Annotated in this window: 14 protein-coding genes; 13 read left to right on the top strand and 1 reads right to left on the bottom strand. The window is 45.4% G+C overall.

Translation table 11 applies throughout. The features are described 5' to 3' along the window. Window positions 1–11: 11 nt before the first annotated feature. Window positions 12–803, top strand: coding sequence for a 3-keto-disaccharide hydrolase (locus B5X68_RS09085; RefSeq protein ID WP_310588642.1), 792 nt, complete (start codon window positions 12–14; stop codon window positions 801–803). A gap of 32 nt (window positions 804–835) precedes the next feature. Here the strand turns inward: B5X68_RS09085 and B5X68_RS09090 are convergent, their stop codons facing one another. Further along, window positions 836–1,318: a DinB family protein gene (locus B5X68_RS09090; protein WP_082214379.1), complete on the bottom strand. Its 483-nt coding sequence runs from the start codon at window positions 1,316–1,318 to the stop codon at window positions 836–838. 92 nt (window positions 1,319–1,410) lie between these two features. On the opposite strand from B5X68_RS09090, the gene B5X68_RS09095 reads away from it, so the two are divergent. The 12 genes from B5X68_RS09095 to B5X68_RS09150 all read left to right on the top strand — a co-directional run bounded on the left by B5X68_RS09095 (window position 1,411) and on the right by B5X68_RS09150 (window position 16,765). After that, window positions 1,411–2,790, top strand: coding sequence for a Gfo/Idh/MocA family protein (locus B5X68_RS09095; RefSeq protein WP_082214380.1), 1,380 nt, complete (start codon window positions 1,411–1,413; stop codon window positions 2,788–2,790). A 12-nt stretch (window positions 2,791–2,802) separates the two neighbouring features. Next, window positions 2,803–4,224, top strand: a complete 1,422-nt coding sequence (locus B5X68_RS09100; RefSeq protein ID WP_082214381.1) for an SDR family oxidoreductase — start codon at window positions 2,803–2,805, stop codon at window positions 4,222–4,224. Window positions 4,225–4,278: 54 nt separating this feature from the next. Further along, a complete protein-coding gene (locus B5X68_RS09105) occupies window positions 4,279–5,139 on the top strand; it encodes an alpha/beta hydrolase (RefSeq protein ID WP_082214382.1) in 861 nt (286 codons plus the stop codon). Window positions 5,140–5,146: 7 nt separating this feature from the next. Further along, the gene (locus B5X68_RS09110) at window positions 5,147–5,929 is read left to right on the top strand and encodes an SDR family NAD(P)-dependent oxidoreductase (RefSeq protein WP_082214383.1); all 783 of its coding nucleotides are present in this window, start codon (window positions 5,147–5,149) and stop codon (window positions 5,927–5,929) included. 787 nt (window positions 5,930–6,716) lie between these two features. Continuing rightward, a complete protein-coding gene (locus tag B5X68_RS09115) occupies window positions 6,717–9,971 on the top strand; it encodes a SusC/RagA family TonB-linked outer membrane protein (protein ID WP_082214384.1) in 3,255 nt (1,084 codons plus the stop codon). 9 nt (window positions 9,972–9,980) lie between these two features. Next, window positions 9,981–11,861 (top strand): RagB/SusD family nutrient uptake outer membrane protein, encoded by a 1,881-nt coding sequence (locus tag B5X68_RS09120; protein WP_082214385.1) that lies wholly within the window; start codon window positions 9,981–9,983, stop codon window positions 11,859–11,861. Window positions 11,862–11,988: 127 nt separating this feature from the next. Further along, window positions 11,989–12,333, top strand: coding sequence for a hypothetical protein (locus tag B5X68_RS09125; protein ID WP_082214386.1), 345 nt, complete (start codon window positions 11,989–11,991; stop codon window positions 12,331–12,333). Between the two features lie 185 nt (window positions 12,334–12,518). Continuing rightward, window positions 12,519–12,860, top strand: coding sequence for a hypothetical protein (locus B5X68_RS09130; protein WP_082214387.1), 342 nt, complete (start codon window positions 12,519–12,521; stop codon window positions 12,858–12,860). Between the two features lie 121 nt (window positions 12,861–12,981). Next, the gene (locus B5X68_RS09135; protein WP_082214388.1) at window positions 12,982–14,715 is read left to right on the top strand and encodes a PQQ-dependent sugar dehydrogenase; all 1,734 of its coding nucleotides are present in this window, start codon (window positions 12,982–12,984) and stop codon (window positions 14,713–14,715) included. 106 nt (window positions 14,716–14,821) lie between these two features. Beyond that, the gene (locus B5X68_RS09140) at window positions 14,822–15,184 is read left to right on the top strand and encodes a hypothetical protein (protein ID WP_082214389.1); all 363 of its coding nucleotides are present in this window, start codon (window positions 14,822–14,824) and stop codon (window positions 15,182–15,184) included. Between the two features lie 87 nt (window positions 15,185–15,271). Next, window positions 15,272–15,697 carry a hypothetical protein gene (locus B5X68_RS09145; RefSeq protein WP_082214390.1) on the top strand — a complete coding sequence of 142 codons (426 nt, stop codon included), beginning with the start codon at window positions 15,272–15,274 and terminating at the stop codon, window positions 15,695–15,697. A 135-nt stretch (window positions 15,698–15,832) separates the two neighbouring features. After that, complete coding sequence (locus tag B5X68_RS09150; RefSeq protein WP_082214391.1) at window positions 15,833–16,765, top strand: aldo/keto reductase; 933 nt, start codon at window positions 15,833–15,835, stop codon at window positions 16,763–16,765. Window positions 16,766–16,776 lie beyond the last annotated feature (11 nt).

A 16,776-nucleotide genomic window follows, 5' to 3' on the forward strand; every position in this document is an offset into this window, starting at 1 on the left:
TTTCTCAATACTTGAAAAAATGCATTGTCCGTAAAAATACTGATATTAATGATAAAGCAGTTAATGGGTTACCTACGGGATCTCCCGTATTTTGGATTACGCCAGGCGCGGATAGTAAAGATTTTGACAGGGTGACTTTTATCCGTAACCACATTAATGCTGACATTATGCTAACAACCCGAGCCTACTTACTGATAGCGGTTATGTTGCTGACCGTTTTTGCAATGACTTCCCCACAAAAGAAAGTTTCACTGTTTGACGGCAAGACATTCAACGGATGGGAAGGAGACACCGTGAAGACCTGGAAAATTGAGAATGGAGCCATTGCAGGCGGCTCTCTGGAAGAAACGGTTCCGCACAATAATTTTTTATGCACCAAAAAGACCTATTCCAATTTCATCCTGAATGTCAAATTCAAGCTGACTGGTCATGAAGGTTTCATTAATACAGGCGTCCAGTTTCACAGCGTGAGGTCCAAAGATCCGTCCTACGAAATGATCGGTTATCAGGCAGACCTGGGAGCGAAATTCTGGGCAAGTCTTTACGACGAGTCCCGCAGGAACAAAACGCTCATTGCGCCCGATTCTGTTGAGGTTCTCAAACTCGTTAAGCTTAACGATTGGAACGATTACGAGGTTCGGAGTGAGAATGGCCGGATCAGGATTGCACTCAACGGCAAGCAAACTGTGGATTATACAGAACCGGATAAATCCATTCCGCAGCAAGGGATCATTGGCTTACAGATTCATGGCGGCGGTAAGGCAAAGGTTTATTATAAGGATATTTATATAGAGGAATTATAAAAGCCAGGCGGCCAATATCCTGGCTGTCCGTTTTATTTCCAGCTTTTCAGTAATCTTCTCGCAACCACTATTTCGGCAGTGTGATAGGCATTGTGATCGGCAATAAGCATGGCTTCCCTCAATAAGCTTTGTCCTGTTCCCCACGGAAGTGGCGAAAACAGATCGTTGTTTTCATCTGTCAACAAAGCATGAAAGCGCTGCTGGTCTTCTTCAATTTGTTTCAATGAATGATTCCAATCCTCATCGCTGATGGAGTCGGTGGGTTCAACCCAGTAATCGTCCGGCCAGGCCAGTGACTCGCTGTCGGCTGAGGCTGAAAAATCCACAATATCCTTTTGCGCGATCCTGATGTGTTCAACCAGCTGCCAAATGCTATAAGGCAGGTTTTCGGGAATAACAGTGCGTAATCCGGACGGCAAGTCTGCTACCGATTCCTTAAAGCTAACATGTGCATTTCCTTTTTCGATAAGGCTAATGAGTTCATTAACAAGTTTTTTGCGCTGCGTCTGGTCCATAAATTCTAAATAGAAGCTCGTTGTGGTTCGACAAACATTTATTCCCTATTTTAGTGGAATCATCACAATGTAACATTTTAGTCATATTTAACATGAATCCTACCCGCCGGAAATTTCTCAGGAACGTAACAGCTGCCTCAGCATTGTTAGCCACTGAAAGTATTGCCAAACCTTTTAACATTATTAAGGATTTAAAAAAAATCAGTCCGAACGACAAGATTCGCTTTGCCACCATTGGCATGGGAATCCAGGGTAATCAGGATACCAAAGCCGCGTTAAGGGGAGCTCCCGACGCAGAGTTCGTTGCCGCTGCTGACCTGTACGACGGCAGACTGACGCGTGTGAAAGAGGTTTTTGGGAAAGACATTTTTACAACGCGCGATCACCGTCAGATTTTAGAAAGAAAAGACATTGATGCCGTTTTAATCGTAACTCCCGACCATTGGCACGACCATATTACCAAAGCTTCGCTGCAAGCCGGCAAGCATGTTTATTGTGAAAAACCAATGGTGCATCACATTAATGAAGGACTTTCGGTGATAGATGCCTGGAAGAAATCGGGCAAAACCATGCAGATAGGCAGTCAGCGCATTAGTTCGGCCTCATTTAAGGAAGCCAAAAGACTTTTTCAGGCTGGGGAGATTGGTGAGATCAATTATGTTGAATCCAATAATGACCGTTTCAATTCAATAGGAGCCTGGAATTACTCCATCCCGACGGACGCGTCACCGACAACCGTGGACTGGGACCAATATCTGGGTGACGCGCCCAAAATGCCGTTTGATGCGAAGCGATTTTTCCGTTGGAGAAATTACAGGGATTACGGCACCGGAGTGGGAGGCGATTTATTTGTGCATTTGATCACTGGCGTACATTTTGTAACCAATTCACTAGGGCCGGAGCGCATCATGTCATCCGGCGAGCTCAGTTACTGGAAAGATGGCCGTGATGTGCCGGATGTGCTGGTTTCTATTTTGGATTATCCCAAAACAGACATTCATGCCAATTTCCAGATGGTACTTCGCGTAAACTTTGCAAATGCCGGTGCAATTGCCAACAATACGCGCATTATCGGCACGGAAGGACAGATCGAATTCACCGAAAATAATCTGGTCCTTACCAAGAAAAAATTGCCGAAAGCGCCCGGATTTGGCGGTTATGATAGTTATAACACATTCTCTGAAAGCGAGCAAAAGGAATTCAAGAAACAATACGATGCGCAATATCCGGAAGACACCCGCAAGGCAGAACCGGTTAAGGAAGTGAAGTTCACTGCACCAAAAGAAGACGATGCGCATGCCAATCACTTCGCCGATTTTTTTGATAACATTAAAAAAGGAAGCGTAGGAACGGTTGAGGATCCAATTTTCGGTTTCCGCGCGGCGGCTCCGGTGCTGGCTTGTAATGAAAGTTATTTTTCCAAAAAGATCATCAATTGGGACCCGGTGGCAATGAAGATTAAAAAGAAATAAAACCATAACTGAATGAAAATCCTACTGACAGGTGCCACCGGATACATTGCACAGCGATTACTTCCGGTGTTGCTGGAAGCAGGACACGAAGTTTTTTGTTGCGTCAGGGATAAGCAGCGGTTCAACGCGCAGTTTCCTGACGCAGCTGTTTTAGAGGTAGATTTTTTGCGTGAAGAAACGCTCGCTAACATCCCGCATGACATTGATGTCGCTTATTATCTCATCCACTCCATGTCTACTGGTGGCGGCGAGGATTTTGAGAAACTGGAAGAAACTACCGCAACGCATTTCAAGCAGAGAATCGAAAATACGAATGCCAGGCAGGTCATTTATCTGAGCGGGATCATTAATGAAGAGGAGCTTTCCAAACATTTGCTTTCCCGCAAAAACGTTGAGGAAATTCTCAAATCCGAACATTATGCATTAACCACGTTGCGTGCAGGCATCATTGTAGGCTCAGGCAGCGCTTCTTTTGAAATTATCAGAGATCTGGTTGAAAAGCTGCCGGTGATGATCGCGCCGCGCTGGCTGCATACACAATGTCAACCCATAGCCATACGCAACGTTGTCGATTTCCTGACCGGCACATTGCTCCTCGAAGAAACCTACGGCAAAAGTTTTGATATAGGTGGCCCGGACATTCTCACCTACAAGCAGATGCTTTTAAAATTCGCAGAAGTGCGCGGGTTAAAAAGGCGCATTCTGGTCGTGCCAGTTATGACGCCGAAATTGTCTTCCTATTGGTTGTATTTTGTCACTTCCACATCGTACACGCTAGCCAAAAACCTCGTGCACAGCATGAAAGTCAAAGTTGTTTGCAGACCGAATGATCTTGCAGAAAAACTTCACATTGAACGCATTGGTTACGAAAAGGCGATCAGTCTCGCTTTTGATAAAATAGAGCAAAACCAGGTTCTGTCCAGCTGGACGGGCGCGCAAAGCAGTGCCGCGCTTTCGAAAGGTATTTCCAGTTACATGCAGGTGCCTACCAATGGTTGTTACATTGATAAAAGAGAACTTAAAATTGATAACCCCGAATATGTGTTGAAACGCATATGGTCCATCGGCGGGAAAACCGGCTGGTATTATGGGACCTGGCTTTGGGAAATACGCGGGTTTCTGGATAAGGTTACCGGCGGGGTAGGGTTGCGGCGCGGCAGGAGGCATCCGGAGCAAATTTACCCCGGCGATCCGCTCGATTTTTGGCGAGTATTGCTTGCTAATAAGGAAGAAAAGAGACTTCTGCTATATGCTGAAATGAAACTTCCCGGGGAAGCCTGGCTGGAATTCTGTCTGGACGAAAACAATGTTTTAAGACAAACCGCCACTTTTCGTCCCCTTGGACTGGCAGGGCGATTGTATTGGTATGCCGTGCTTCCGTTTCATGCATTCATTTTTAAGGGAATGATTACCAACATTGCGGGTAAAGTGTGATACGCGGTTACTTTTCAATGGGAAGAGTTTTCCAACCCAATTTAACCCGGAATTATGCGACAGATTTACGTTACTTTTCTGCTGGCTATGCTGGCAGTTTCCGCCTTCGCCCAAACGGGCAAGGTGATGGATAATTTATCGGTTCCAAGTAAGCTTCTGAAATCCGAAAGAAAATACGCGATTTATTTGCCACCCGATTACGCCACCTCAGAAAGAAGCTATCCTGTTCTTTATCTCCTGCATGGTGCTGGTGACGATCACACCGGCTGGGTTCAGTTTGGCGAGGTCCTTAACATTACCGACAAAGCCATACGCGAAGGAACAGCCACGCCAATGATCATTGTCATGCCGGATGCAGACACGGGTAGGAGGGGATATTTCAATGATGTAAAGGGCGACTGGAATTATGAAGATTTCTTTTTTCAAGAGCTTATGCCGCATGTGGAAAAGAAGTTTCGCATCAAAGCGAACAAGCGTTTTCGGGCCGTAGCGGGACTTTCAATGGGCGGTGGTGGCACATTTATGTACGCACTGCATCATCCCGAGCTATTTTCGTCCGCTTGCCCGTTAAGCGCATCTGCCGGGCCGATCACAGTTGAAGATGCCAAAAAGAACCTTTTACGCAACAACCCCGACATTCAGGATTCAACGGTTACCAATTATTACAACCGCCACAGCGCATTGGCATTAATAAATAACATTAAGGAAGACCAGAAAAAGGCCATTCGCTGGTATATTGACTGTGGCGACGATGATTTCCTGTATGAGGGAAACAGCCTCGTTCACATTGCCATGAAGAAAAAAGAAATTCCCCACGAATTCAGGATCCGGGAAGGCGCACATAACTGGACCTACTGGCGTGAGTCGCTTCCCAAAGTGCTCGAATTCGTATCGCAGGCCTTTCATCAGTATTAAAAATATTATGTCCGTTTCCGCTTTACCAGGAATAAAACTATTTGATCTGACAGGAAAAGTGGCCGTTATTACCGGCGGCTCAAAGGGACTTGGCCTGGCAATGGCCGCCGGGCTGGCATCAGCGGGCGCCAGCATTGTGCTGGTAAACCGCAATGCTGCGGATGGAGAAAAAAGTGCGGAAGAGTTGCGCGCATTCGGTACGCGGATCACATCCTTCGCAGCAGATATTACCAGTTTGGAACAGACCGAAGCTATGGTAGGATTTGTGGTTGAAGCATTTGGTAAGATCGATATTCTGATCAACAGTGCTGGGATCAATATACGCGGTCCGATCGACGAGCTTTCACCGGCAGATTTCAATCAGGTTATGGAAGTTAATGTAAACGGCACGTGGCTTGCTTCGCGTGCCGTTACACCTGTTATGAAGCAACAGAAAAGTGGCAAGATCATTAATCTCGCGAGTACGCTCGGCCTGGTCGGCTTAGCCAACAGAACACCTTACACAGCCAGTAAGGGAGCCGTTGTGCAAATGACCCGCGCCTTAGCGATGGAGCTCGCGCCATTCAACATCAACGTAAATGCGATCTGCCCTGGCCCGTTCCTCACCGAAATGAACATTCCCATCGCTGATAGCGACGAGGCCCGCGACATCATCATCGGTGCGACGGCTTTACATCGCTGGGGCAATCTGCAAGAGATCCAGGGCGCCGCCATCTTCCTTTCCAGCGAAGCATCCAGCTACATGGTAGGGTCTATCTTAACCGTAGACGGCGGCTGGACGGCTCATTAAGTTCTTGAAGGTCCAGCATAACCAATATGGCTTCTTTTTCTTTTACGTCATGTAAGCCGATTCGTCTGTTGATGACAGCGACGTAAGTAATGGCGCCAACGAGCGCCGTGATAATTGGGATCGCCAATTCGGATCTTCATTTACATGCTATGCCACAAATGTAAAATCCTTTTTCGAAACACCCTATCAGCTCTGCTTATAACGTAACATAATTATCTTCCTTTAAAACATAATAAAAACAATTCACCGGTAGTTATATCTGCTACGGAGCAAATGGATATTGGCTCTTTCTTCTATGCGGCTTGTTGCCGAAGGATGGCTTGAACAGTGTTGGAAAAGGTTTAGTGGAACAGCATCAAGAATCAAATTTACAAAACGATGGAATACAATACATTTAAGTGTCGGAATGACACGGTTGTTGCATATACGTTATGTAACCTATGGTTATTTTCGAAGAAAACATAGTCAGAAAGCAGGAATCCTTGTTTATGTGAATTATATCATATCTTTTTGTACTCCCGGTTACTATTTACCGGCTCCGAGACGACGGAAAATGTAAGCAGCGCAAGTGTCGCTTTTGCTTCAACCCCCTCTAAATTTTGTCGAATGCTATCTGCGGAAAAATACGTCCAGCGGAGAATAGGATGTAACTGATTTTTAATAGAAATAATTGTGTAAAAAAGACACAGAATTAACTGCGCTGAACGACGCCTGAATGCTATATAAAGGACGAAGATTTTATCAATGTTTAACTATTTTTTAACTATTTACTATCTATACTCTGTTTATGGGGATTTCTAAACCTGAAAAAGACCGGAACCTAAGCCGGTACTTTTTTTCCCTTTTTCTGACGTTCATCGTCACGGCCGGTACATTTGCTCAGGATGTTACGGTAAAGGGAAAAGTCAATGATGAGCAGTCGCAGGGGCTTCCCGGCGTTAGCGTTGTGGTGAAAGGTACATCTACGGGTACCGTTACGGATCTGGAAGGGAATTACACAGTGAATGCGTCTGCAACCAGTACGTTAGTGTTTTCTTTCATAGGTTATATTACACAGGAGATTGCCTTGGGCAACAAGACAAGCCTCGACGTAAAACTGCTTACGGATACGAAAGCATTGGATGAAGTGGTGGTTGTAGGTTATGGAACGGCAAAAAAAGCAACATTAACCGGCTCAGTAACAGCTGTTAAGGGTGGGGAATTGGCGAAAGCGCCGGCAACCAACCTTTCCAACACATTGAGTGGGCGTCTGCCGGGTGTATCTGCCGTGCAAGGCAGCGGCGAGCCGGGGTATGATGGTTCTGCTATTCGTATCCGTGGTACTAACTCGCTGGGTAACAGCAACGCATTGATCGTTGTGGATGGTGTTCCCAACCGGAGTGGTGGTCTGGACCGTCTGAATCCTGCCGACATTGAAAGCGTTTCCGTTTTGAAAGATGCGGCTGCTGCGATTTATGGTTCACGTGCGGGTAACGGGGTTATTTTGATTACAACCAAAAGAGGTAAAACCGGAAAACCACAGCTGTCGTATGACTTCAATATGGGTATGGCTCAACCGACCCGTACGCCTACTATGTCAAATGCAACGCAATACGCAACAATCCGTAATGAATTGCAGATCTACGATAACCTCGCTGTGGGTGAGTGGGAAGGTGCGCTTCAAGGTTTCAACACCAGCGGCGCTTACACAAGAAAAGACAATGGCAATGTCCTGAACGCGGTTTTTACGCCGGATGACATCCAGAAATTTACCGACGGATCGGATCCATTGATCCACCCGAACACCGACTGGTATGGCAGCGTGATCCGTAACTGGTCGCCGCAGCAACGTCACAACTTGCAGCTGACGGGTGGTAGCGAGAACATCAAATACCTTGCGTCGCTTGGCCACATTAACCAGGAAGGTAACTATGTGAATTCTGCAACAGGTTACAAGCAGTATGATATGCGTATCAATTTGGATACTAAAATCAACAAATATGTAAGTGCAAACCTGGGATTGACGCTTCGTGAAGAATTCCGTCGTTTTCCGAATGGTGGCGGCGCGGGTGATATCTTCCGTATGTTAATGCGTGGTAAGCCAACTGAAATCGCGATCTGGCCGGACGGAAGACCTGGTCCTGATATCGAAAATGGGCAGAACCCGGCGGTTATTACAACAAACACAACGGGTTATAACCACGACAAACGCGACTACATTCAAACAAACGGATCCATTGAAATCCTTATCCCTGGTGTGGAAGGTTTGAAAGTAAATGCAATGGCAGCGATCGATAAGCAGATCCGCCGTCAGAAGTCTTTCCAGAAGCCATGGACGCTTTATTTTTGGGATAAAAAGACCTACGAAGCGGATGGAACTTCTCCATTCCTGACGGGAACTGTTCGTTCGACATTCAGTGATCCGCGTTTGACGGAAACTTCTTCACAGGAATTGTCTATTCAGCTGACAGGTCAGGTTTCTTACGAAAAATCGTTTGGCTCGCACAACTTCAATGTTATGGCTGGTATCCAGCGTGAAAAAGTGGATGCGGATGGGTTTTTTGCTTACCGTCGCTACTTTATTTCGCCAGTTGTAGATCAGCTTTTTGCAGGTGGAACGCCTGAGCAAAACATTGGTAACTCAGGAACTGCAACTGTTAACGGACAGACTATCAATAATACAGATCTGTTTAGCAGAGCTCGTTTAAGCTACTTCGGTAGAGCAGGTTATAATTTCAAAGAAAAATATCTTGCTGAATTCCTTTGGCGCGTAGATGGTTCTTATGTGTTCCCGCAAGATGGCCGTTTCGGTTTCTTCCCTGGGGTTTCTGCAGGTTGGAGAATTTCGGAAGAAGATTTCTGGAAGGGCAACATCAACTTCCTGAACAATGTTAAAATCCGCGGTTCATGGGGTCAAATGGGTGCAGAACCTTACTTGATCGGAACAGAAACACTTGCTGAATACCAGTATTTGTCTACAATGGGTTTCGGCTCTTATGTGATCAACGATCAGGTTGCTAAAACCCTTCTTGAATCGCGTGTTGCAAACAAAGCATTTACCTGGGAAGTTGCCAACAACATGAACTTCGGTATCGAGGGTACATTGTTCCGCGACAGAATTGCTTTCGAATTTGACTATTTCGTTAACAACCGTTCGAATATCCTGATCCCAAAAACAGGCTCTACGCCTTCAAGTGCTGGTATTGACGGAAAACTTCCTCCTCAAAACCTGGGTAAACTGCAAAACAAAGGATGGGAATTCAAAGTGAGCTACGATGGCAGCGCCGACGACTTCACTTACTCTGTGAGCGTGAATGGTGGTTATGCTAAAAACCAGATCAAATTCTGGGATGAAACACCGGGAGCACCTACTTACCAGCAGACAACCGGAATGCCATACAATTCATTCCTGGCTTACCAGTATGACGGCGTGTTCCGCGATCAGGGAGAAGTTGATTCCAATCCATTGGATTACAGCGGTATCACTGGTTCGATCCGTCCGGGTGATATGAAGTTCAAAGATGTAAACAATGATGGAAGAATTACTGCTGATGATAAAGTGAGATCAGAAAAAACAAACCGTCCACAATTCACCGGCGGTGCGGCGATCAACCTGGGTTACAAAGCGTTTGACCTTTCAATCCTGTTCCAGGGAGCATTGGGTGGCTTGCAATACATTGGTCAAACAGAATCCGGTGACATTGGTAACTATCTCCAATACGCATTCGATAACCGTTGGACGATCGACAATCCAAGCTCAACAGAACCAAGGCTTGCAAACAGAAATAATACTTATTATACCAATTTCGATAATGCCGGCGCTAATACTTACTTCTTGAGAAGCAACAATTACCTGCGTCTAAAGAACATTGAGCTTGGCTATAACCTGCCTTCTGAAATCGGAAGCAAAATCGGTTTGGGCAATTTGAGGGTGTATGTAAATGGACTTAACCTGTTCACATTCGACAAGATCAAAATCTGGGATCCGGAATCGACCAGCTCAAACGGACAATATTATCCGCAATCGCGAGTGCTTAATGCAGGTGTACGTGTAACTTTTTAAGAATTAGAAATGAAACTGAATTATAAACATTGGATATTTTTAGCAGCACTGGGCTCGATCGGGCTGGTGTCTTGCGACACAGAATTTCTGGACGTAACGCCTCCTACTGAAATTCCGTCAGAAGAAGTTTGGAAAGATGGTGCCCTGGCGGAAGGTTTTGTAACCGGGATTTACGCTGGTCTTCAGCAAGGTGGTTTTGCTGAGCAAATGCTCGCTTCACTCTCTGACGAAGCTGTATTTACGCATACAGGGCGTAACATTAATACGGTGAATGAAGGAAGTTTGAGTCCTTCAAATCTGGGCTGGGTAGATGATACCTACGGCTGGGGTCCTATGTACACGCGAATTCGTGCGACGAACCTGGCACTCATCAATTTGCAGACAGCGACATTCACGGATGAAACTTTGAAGGCGCGTTTGATGGGAGAAGCTTATTTCTTGCGTGGTTATTACTATCACCAATTGGTTCGTTACTACGGTTCAGCGCCGATCATTACAAAGGTCTACGCATTGAACGAAGATTATTCAGTGCCTCGCAACACGTTCGAAGAGTGTGTGACGCGTATCGTTACTGACCTTGACAGCGCGGCGGTATTGCTCAAAGGAAAAACAATCGCCAAAGGCCGTGCAAGTGAAACAGCTGCACTAGCGCTCAAATCAAGAGTGCTGTTATATGCTGCGAGCGATCTGCACGATGTGCCAACCATGAAAGCGAAATCCACGGTTTTGGCTGCTTATCCTAACCCGGAATTCCTTGGTTATGTGTCAGGAGATCGTAAGGCAAGATGGACAGCTGCACAGCGCGCTGCAAAAGCTGCTCTTGATGCTACCGACGGTGGTTATAAACTGAACCTGACTGCTCCGGTAACTGCTGCACAAGGAAGAACCAACTACATTTCAATTGCGATGGGCGGCGCAAGCGCTGACAAATCATTGGATGCATCTGCTGCTAATGAAATCATTTTCGGACGTTATTTCACGCCTAGCCTTAGTGAAGCAGCCCGTCAGATGGGTCTGAATAATGGTCCTAACGGTTATCATAACTGGGCTGGAAATACACCAATCGGATTGCTTGTCGATGATTACGAAATGATGGACGGAACACGTTTTGCATGGACTAATCCTACGCACAAAGCAGCGCCTTACAAAAACCGCGATCCGCGTTTTTACGCAACAGTAATGTACGACGGTGCAGATTGGAAGCCACGTCCTTCGGATGCAAAAGATCCTGCAAACCAGATCCAGACGGGTGCTTACGACCTTTTGGATGATAAAGGCGCATTGATCAACCGCAAAGGATTGGATACACGCAGCAGCTCAATTGAAGACTGGAATGGTAGCCGGTCAGGTTATTACATGCGTAAATTCATTGATCCAAACCCTGCATTGTATGACAACACCGATCGTCAGAACATCCCCTGGCCATTCCTTCGTACAACCGAAGTCGTCTTCAACTACATTGAGGCGAGCATTGAAGTTGGTCAGGAAGCAGAAGCTTTGCTATGGCTGAACAGAATTCGTTTCCGTGCTGGTATGCCAGCATTGAAAGTGACCGGCGCGGCTCTGAAAGAAGCTTACCGTCACGAAAAACGCATTGAAATGGCTTACGAAGAACAACGTTACCATGATGCGCGTCGCTGGATGATCGCCAAAGAAACATTAGGCCGTCCATTGGAGTACATTAATGTGTTAGGCAAATTCAAGGCTGGTAAGTCTATGAGAGAGCCATATCATTACGATACAGACGTTTATACTTACACTTACACCCCGGTAGTCGAGAAATCGCACGAAAACCGTACTTGGGTCGATAAAATGTATTTCCGTCCTTTCAGTCGTGATGAGATCAACCGTAACGCGAAATTGGTTCAAAACCCGGGTTACGATAAATAATTGTTTTTGAAATGATTGTTGAAGCCACGTTCCGGTCGGGAACGTGGCTTCACTGTTTTACGGCAGGCATAATTTTTAGCTTAATAGCATTGACTCCGACCAAGGCGTCAGTTCGCTATTAACTATCATGAAAAAAAGACAAATGTTTTTCGAAATGGGACTTTTACTTATTTCGATCTTATATGGGTTCGGGGTTATCAGTTCAACCTTTCCCGGCGAGGGCATTAAGAAGGCGGATATTGTTAAAGAAGCAACTGTGATCGAGCTTGAAAAACGCGTGCAGATGCGGCCAGAGGATCTGCCAGAAAAAGTAAGAAACGCACTGAACGACAAATCGTATGCAGGATGGACAATTTCAGACGCGTACTTGGTCGTGGCAGATGACGGTGGTTCGTATTACGAACTCGTTGTCCGAAAGGCCGATGAGCAGTCCCGCATGAAAATTAACAAGGACGGTCAGGTGCTTAATTGATACAAGCTTGGAGATAAATCCCACAAAACGTGGATTTCGGTCGACACAACCACACTTCTCTTTATTTTTGTAAATAATTGATTTTTAGAGACTTATATATTTAGGCATAATCATGTTAGTTATCCTTGCAACAGTGCGGATGCACAGAAACGCAAAATAACATCAAGTTCAAAAGAACCTAAATTATGAAAAAGCTAATAGTATCGGCATTTGCCCTAGGACTTATCTCTTTCGCTTCTGTTCAGGCCACGGCGCAAACAGCGGAGTCGGCGCAGACGGAAACAAAGCAGGAGACGACTACAAAAACAACTACAACTTCCAAGGAAGATAAAGTAGCGGTAAAACCGGAAGACCTTCCAGAGGGCATCAAAAAAACAATCAAAGGGGAGGAATTCTCAGGTTGGACAGTGAAGAAAGCCTTTCTTGTAAAAGAGGGCGATAAGACTCCATATTACGAATTACAAGTAGCCAAAGGCGGTGAAAGTGCCAGGGTGAAATTAGATAAAGACGGAAACAATGTGGGATAGAGTATAATTTTTTCCACATTTTTGAAAAACAGCCGGGAAGTTTCCGGCTGTTTTGTTTTGTATAAGAAACAGTTATCCTTAACATTGCCTTCCCTAAATATTTAACTGTTTTCTGAATTGAATGTTAAAACCTTTACATTACCCGATCTGTGCTCTTTTGCTGTTTTTTGGAATGATTAATTGCACCGGCAGCAAATCAAAAACACAAAATTCTCCCATCGCCCAAAAAACCGCACAATCGGGCAAAGCCATTTACACAACACATTGCATCTCTTGCCACGCACTCGAACAGGAAGAGATTGGCCCTAAACTAGGGGGCGTAACGAACGTGCTATCCACAGCCGAGCTCGTTGCCTTTATCAAAAACCCCAATGCGGCTATCGAGGCAGGAAATAAGCGTGCGGTGAGCCTGACAAAGCGCTATAAGATGATCATGCCGCCGTTTGATTTTCTGAAAGACGATGAGATCAAATCGATCCTTTCCTACATTGCCGAAGAAACTAACGCTCACAACATCAAGCCATTACAAGTAAATGTTGACGAATCTGCCGGCACAGCAGAACGGCTTGCCAAGCCCGTGATCGTTTCCGGACTGGAAATTGAAACAGAAGATTTTGTAACCATTCCCGCCTCCTCTGAAAAGATGCCCAGAACGAGGATCGCAAACATGCGGCCCGGCCCTGAGCGCGACGGATCACTTTTTGTCAGCGATCAGCGCGGTTTGATTTACAAGATCAAGGATGGTAAAGCAGGTATTTTTCTGGATATCAGGCCACTTGTTCAGGATTATATTAATGAACCGGGCCTCGGAACAGGACTTGGAAGTTTTGCATTTCATCCCGGTTATCTGGAAAACGGTTTGATTTACATAACCCACACAGAAGCATTCAAAGGCAAAAAGGCAGATTATGAATATGCTGACTCTGTTAAAGTATTCCTGCAATGGGTGGTTTCAGAATGGAAGATCAATGACGTGAAAAGCTCGACTTTTGAAGGCAACAGACGTGAACTGCTGCGTATTAATGTTCCGGGAAATGTGCACGGGACGCAGGACATCGGCTTCGTTCCTGAAATTGATAAAAGTGATAAAGACTACGGAATGCTTTATATAGGAACGGGAGATGGCGGTTCAACCATCAGCGGTCATCCTGAGCTTTGTCATGATCTGCATTCATTGCTCGGAACCATCATCCGCATTGATCCGCTTGGAAAAAACAGTCGATACGGAAACTACGGCATTCCGACAGATAACCCGTTCGTAAATAATGCAGATCCCGAAGTAAGAAAAGAAATTTATGCATTTGGTTTCCGCAATCCGCACCGCATGTCGTGGAACGTGACCCATGGCCGGAAAATGTTTAGTACAGAAGTGGGTGAGTCGAATTTTGAAGAGGTTAACATCATTGAAAAAGGCGGCGATTACGGCTGGAACATTCAGGAGGGCAATTACGGCATTTCTCCCAAAGACCTGAAAAATGTGTTCAAGCTGGAAAAACCTTCTCCTACTTTTATCAAGCCCTATGCATTATATGACCACTTGGATGGAGCTGCAATCAGCGGAGGAGCTGTGTACGAAGGAGATATAGCTGCATTGAAAAACAAATATCTGTTTGGCGACATTGTAAGCGGGCGGATCTTTTTTACCAATGTTGATAAAACATTGTCCGACAGTACTGTGCATGAACTAAGCATTATCCGGGACGGAAAAGATACCAATCTTCGGGAAATGACTGGTTCCAGGCGCGTGGATCTGCGAATTGAATATGATGCCTACACCAAAAATCTTTACATCATGACCAAAAGCGATGGCAAGATCAGGAAAGTGACCGCTGCCCATTTGCGCAAAACTCCCTGATCCTGCCTTTCCCTATTTCAAATCGGCCGTTGAATAACTGCTTTCTGCTTATCAAAGCGTGCGATGTTTCTTTGTTTTTCTACACTTAAATCAAAGTTCATCCGAAATGGCTAATGTAAAAACGCTACTCGACCAATGGTCGGTAAAAGATCTTGAAGACAATTCATCTATTAATGTTGTCGTGGAAAGTTGCACGGAGCTAGGCAATAGCGGCGTTCCGGGAATTCAGATCACAAGCATGGGAAGCATCGTTACATACGAGCCCAATGTTGTGGAACAATGGGCATACAAAGCCGGAAAGCAAAACGCCGAGGAATATTTTCTTGAAGACAAGTCCTGGACTTTTCATGAAGACCAGTATATCAAACATTTCCTGGTCACCGGCAGCCCGCTGAAAGCCCGCATTACCGTTAAGACGCGCAGCTCGAAACCCATTACCAAAGACTATGACCTCCCATTTGAGGTTTAAATACGATTCTATAATTTTTTCAACTTTTGTTACAACCTTTTTCAGACCTGGTGTTTCTTTTGTTTGTATTTAAAAAGCATTATTAGCATGAAAAAGACAATCTTATTCGCACTGATCTGGGTAGCCGCAGTGGCTTGCGACCAGAAGCAGGATGCAGCACCACAACCTGAACTGAAAGCAACCAGCGTACCATATCGCCAGCAAACAACAATTGCCGCTTCGGGATCGGACCTGAAAGTTGACCTTCGGGAAGTAAATGACAGCCGTTGCCCAAAGGACGTAGTTTGTATTCAAATGGGAAGCGCGAAAATAAAATTCAATGTGTCCGATTCGAAAAATGCAACCGACGTGGAGGTTGAATTTAAAGGGGATAGCAAAGCAGATTTTCAAACTTTCACACTAAGCGGCCAAAATTATGTTTTGAAAGTGAGCGAGTTGCAGCCTTATCCGGTGAGTACCCAAACACCTAAAATCGAAGAATATAAGGTGAATGTTACGATTGAGAAAAAGTAGTAGATTAAGTTTTGGTGTGAAAATTATGAACGAGCCCGGCCATTGGTCGGGCTCCTTTTTTTGCTTAGCAGGCGCGTTTTTAGGATTGTTGCGTAAATTAGGGCAAGAAAAAATCCCGAATCCTACCCTTTAAATATGGAGCAGTTGTTTTCCCGTCGCGATATTATGAAAAGCATTGGCGTCTCCGGCTGCGCAATGCTGCTGAACCCGTTGTTATCCCATGCAAAAACCAATCAGAAAATGATGTTACAAAGGGCGATTCCGGCAAGTGGAGAAAAGATACCGCTAATTGGGCTGGGTTCCTGGCAACAGTTCGACGTTGGCCAGGCTGCCAGCGAAAGGACGCCATTAAAGGAAGTTTTGAAAAAAATGCAGGAATTGGGCGGCAAGCTCATCGATGCCTCACCCATGTACGGCCGGTCGGAAGAAGTGATTGGCGCGCTCACAACAGAGCTGAAAAACAATGATCATTTTTTCTTCGCAACGAAAGTCTGGACGACAGGAAAGCAGGAGGGGATCACTCAGATGAATGACTCATTTAAAAAGATGGGCCGTAAAAAAATGGACCTGATGCAAGTCCACAATTTGCAGGATTGGCAAACGCATCTCAAAACCTTAAAGGACTGGAAGGCGCAGGGGAAAATTAAATACATAGGCGTCACACATTATACGGATTCCGCTCACGCCCGCCTGGAACAAATTGTGAAATCAAAGGAAATCGATTTTGTCCAATTCAACTATTCAATCCGGTCACGCAATGCGGAGAAAAGTTTGCTCAATGCGGCCAAAGACAGCGGCGTGGCGGTGATCATTAATGAGCCGTTCGAGCAAGGCGCATTGTTCAGAGCAGTGAAAGGCAAGGAGCTTCCGCCATTCGCAACTGAATATGATATTAAAAGTTGGGCGCAGTATTTTTTGAAATATATTGTGAGCCACGAAGCAGTTACCTGCGCCATTCCGGGAACATCAGACGTAAAACATTTAGTAGATAATCTGGGTGCTGGCCTGGGCAAACTTCCGGATGCAACTGGCCGAAAAAAGATGATTGAGTGGATTGAGAAAGTATAAAAAAAGCGTGA

Origin of the sequence: Dyadobacter psychrophilus (assembly GCF_900167945.1) — a bacterium.
GTDB lineage: Bacteria > Bacteroidota > Bacteroidia > Cytophagales > Spirosomataceae > Dyadobacter > Dyadobacter psychrophilus.

Coding starts and splice junctions, on each gene's coding strand:
- B5X68_RS09135 (WP_082214388.1), top strand. CDS start 12,982: ATGTTAAAACCTTTACATTACCCGATCTGTGCTCTTTTGCTGTTTTTT.
- B5X68_RS09150 (WP_082214391.1), top strand. CDS start 15,833: ATGGAGCAGTTGTTTTCCCGTCGCGATATTATGAAAAGCATTGGCGTC.
- B5X68_RS09090 (WP_082214379.1), bottom strand. CDS start 1,318: ATGGACCAGACGCAGCGCAAAAAACTTGTTAATGAACTCATTAGCCTT.
- B5X68_RS09120 (WP_082214385.1), top strand. CDS start 9,981: ATGAAACTGAATTATAAACATTGGATATTTTTAGCAGCACTGGGCTCG.
- B5X68_RS09140 (WP_082214389.1), top strand. CDS start 14,822: ATGGCTAATGTAAAAACGCTACTCGACCAATGGTCGGTAAAAGATCTT.
- B5X68_RS09115 (WP_082214384.1), top strand. CDS start 6,717: ATGGGGATTTCTAAACCTGAAAAAGACCGGAACCTAAGCCGGTACTTT.
- B5X68_RS09125 (WP_082214386.1), top strand. CDS start 11,989: ATGAAAAAAAGACAAATGTTTTTCGAAATGGGACTTTTACTTATTTCG.
- B5X68_RS09145 (WP_082214390.1), top strand. CDS start 15,272: ATGAAAAAGACAATCTTATTCGCACTGATCTGGGTAGCCGCAGTGGCT.
- B5X68_RS09110 (WP_082214383.1), top strand. CDS start 5,147: ATGTCCGTTTCCGCTTTACCAGGAATAAAACTATTTGATCTGACAGGA.
- B5X68_RS09130 (WP_082214387.1), top strand. CDS start 12,519: ATGAAAAAGCTAATAGTATCGGCATTTGCCCTAGGACTTATCTCTTTC.
- B5X68_RS09105 (WP_082214382.1), top strand. CDS start 4,279: ATGCGACAGATTTACGTTACTTTTCTGCTGGCTATGCTGGCAGTTTCC.
- B5X68_RS09095 (WP_082214380.1), top strand. CDS start 1,411: ATGAATCCTACCCGCCGGAAATTTCTCAGGAACGTAACAGCTGCCTCA.
- B5X68_RS09100 (WP_082214381.1), top strand. CDS start 2,803: ATGAAAATCCTACTGACAGGTGCCACCGGATACATTGCACAGCGATTA.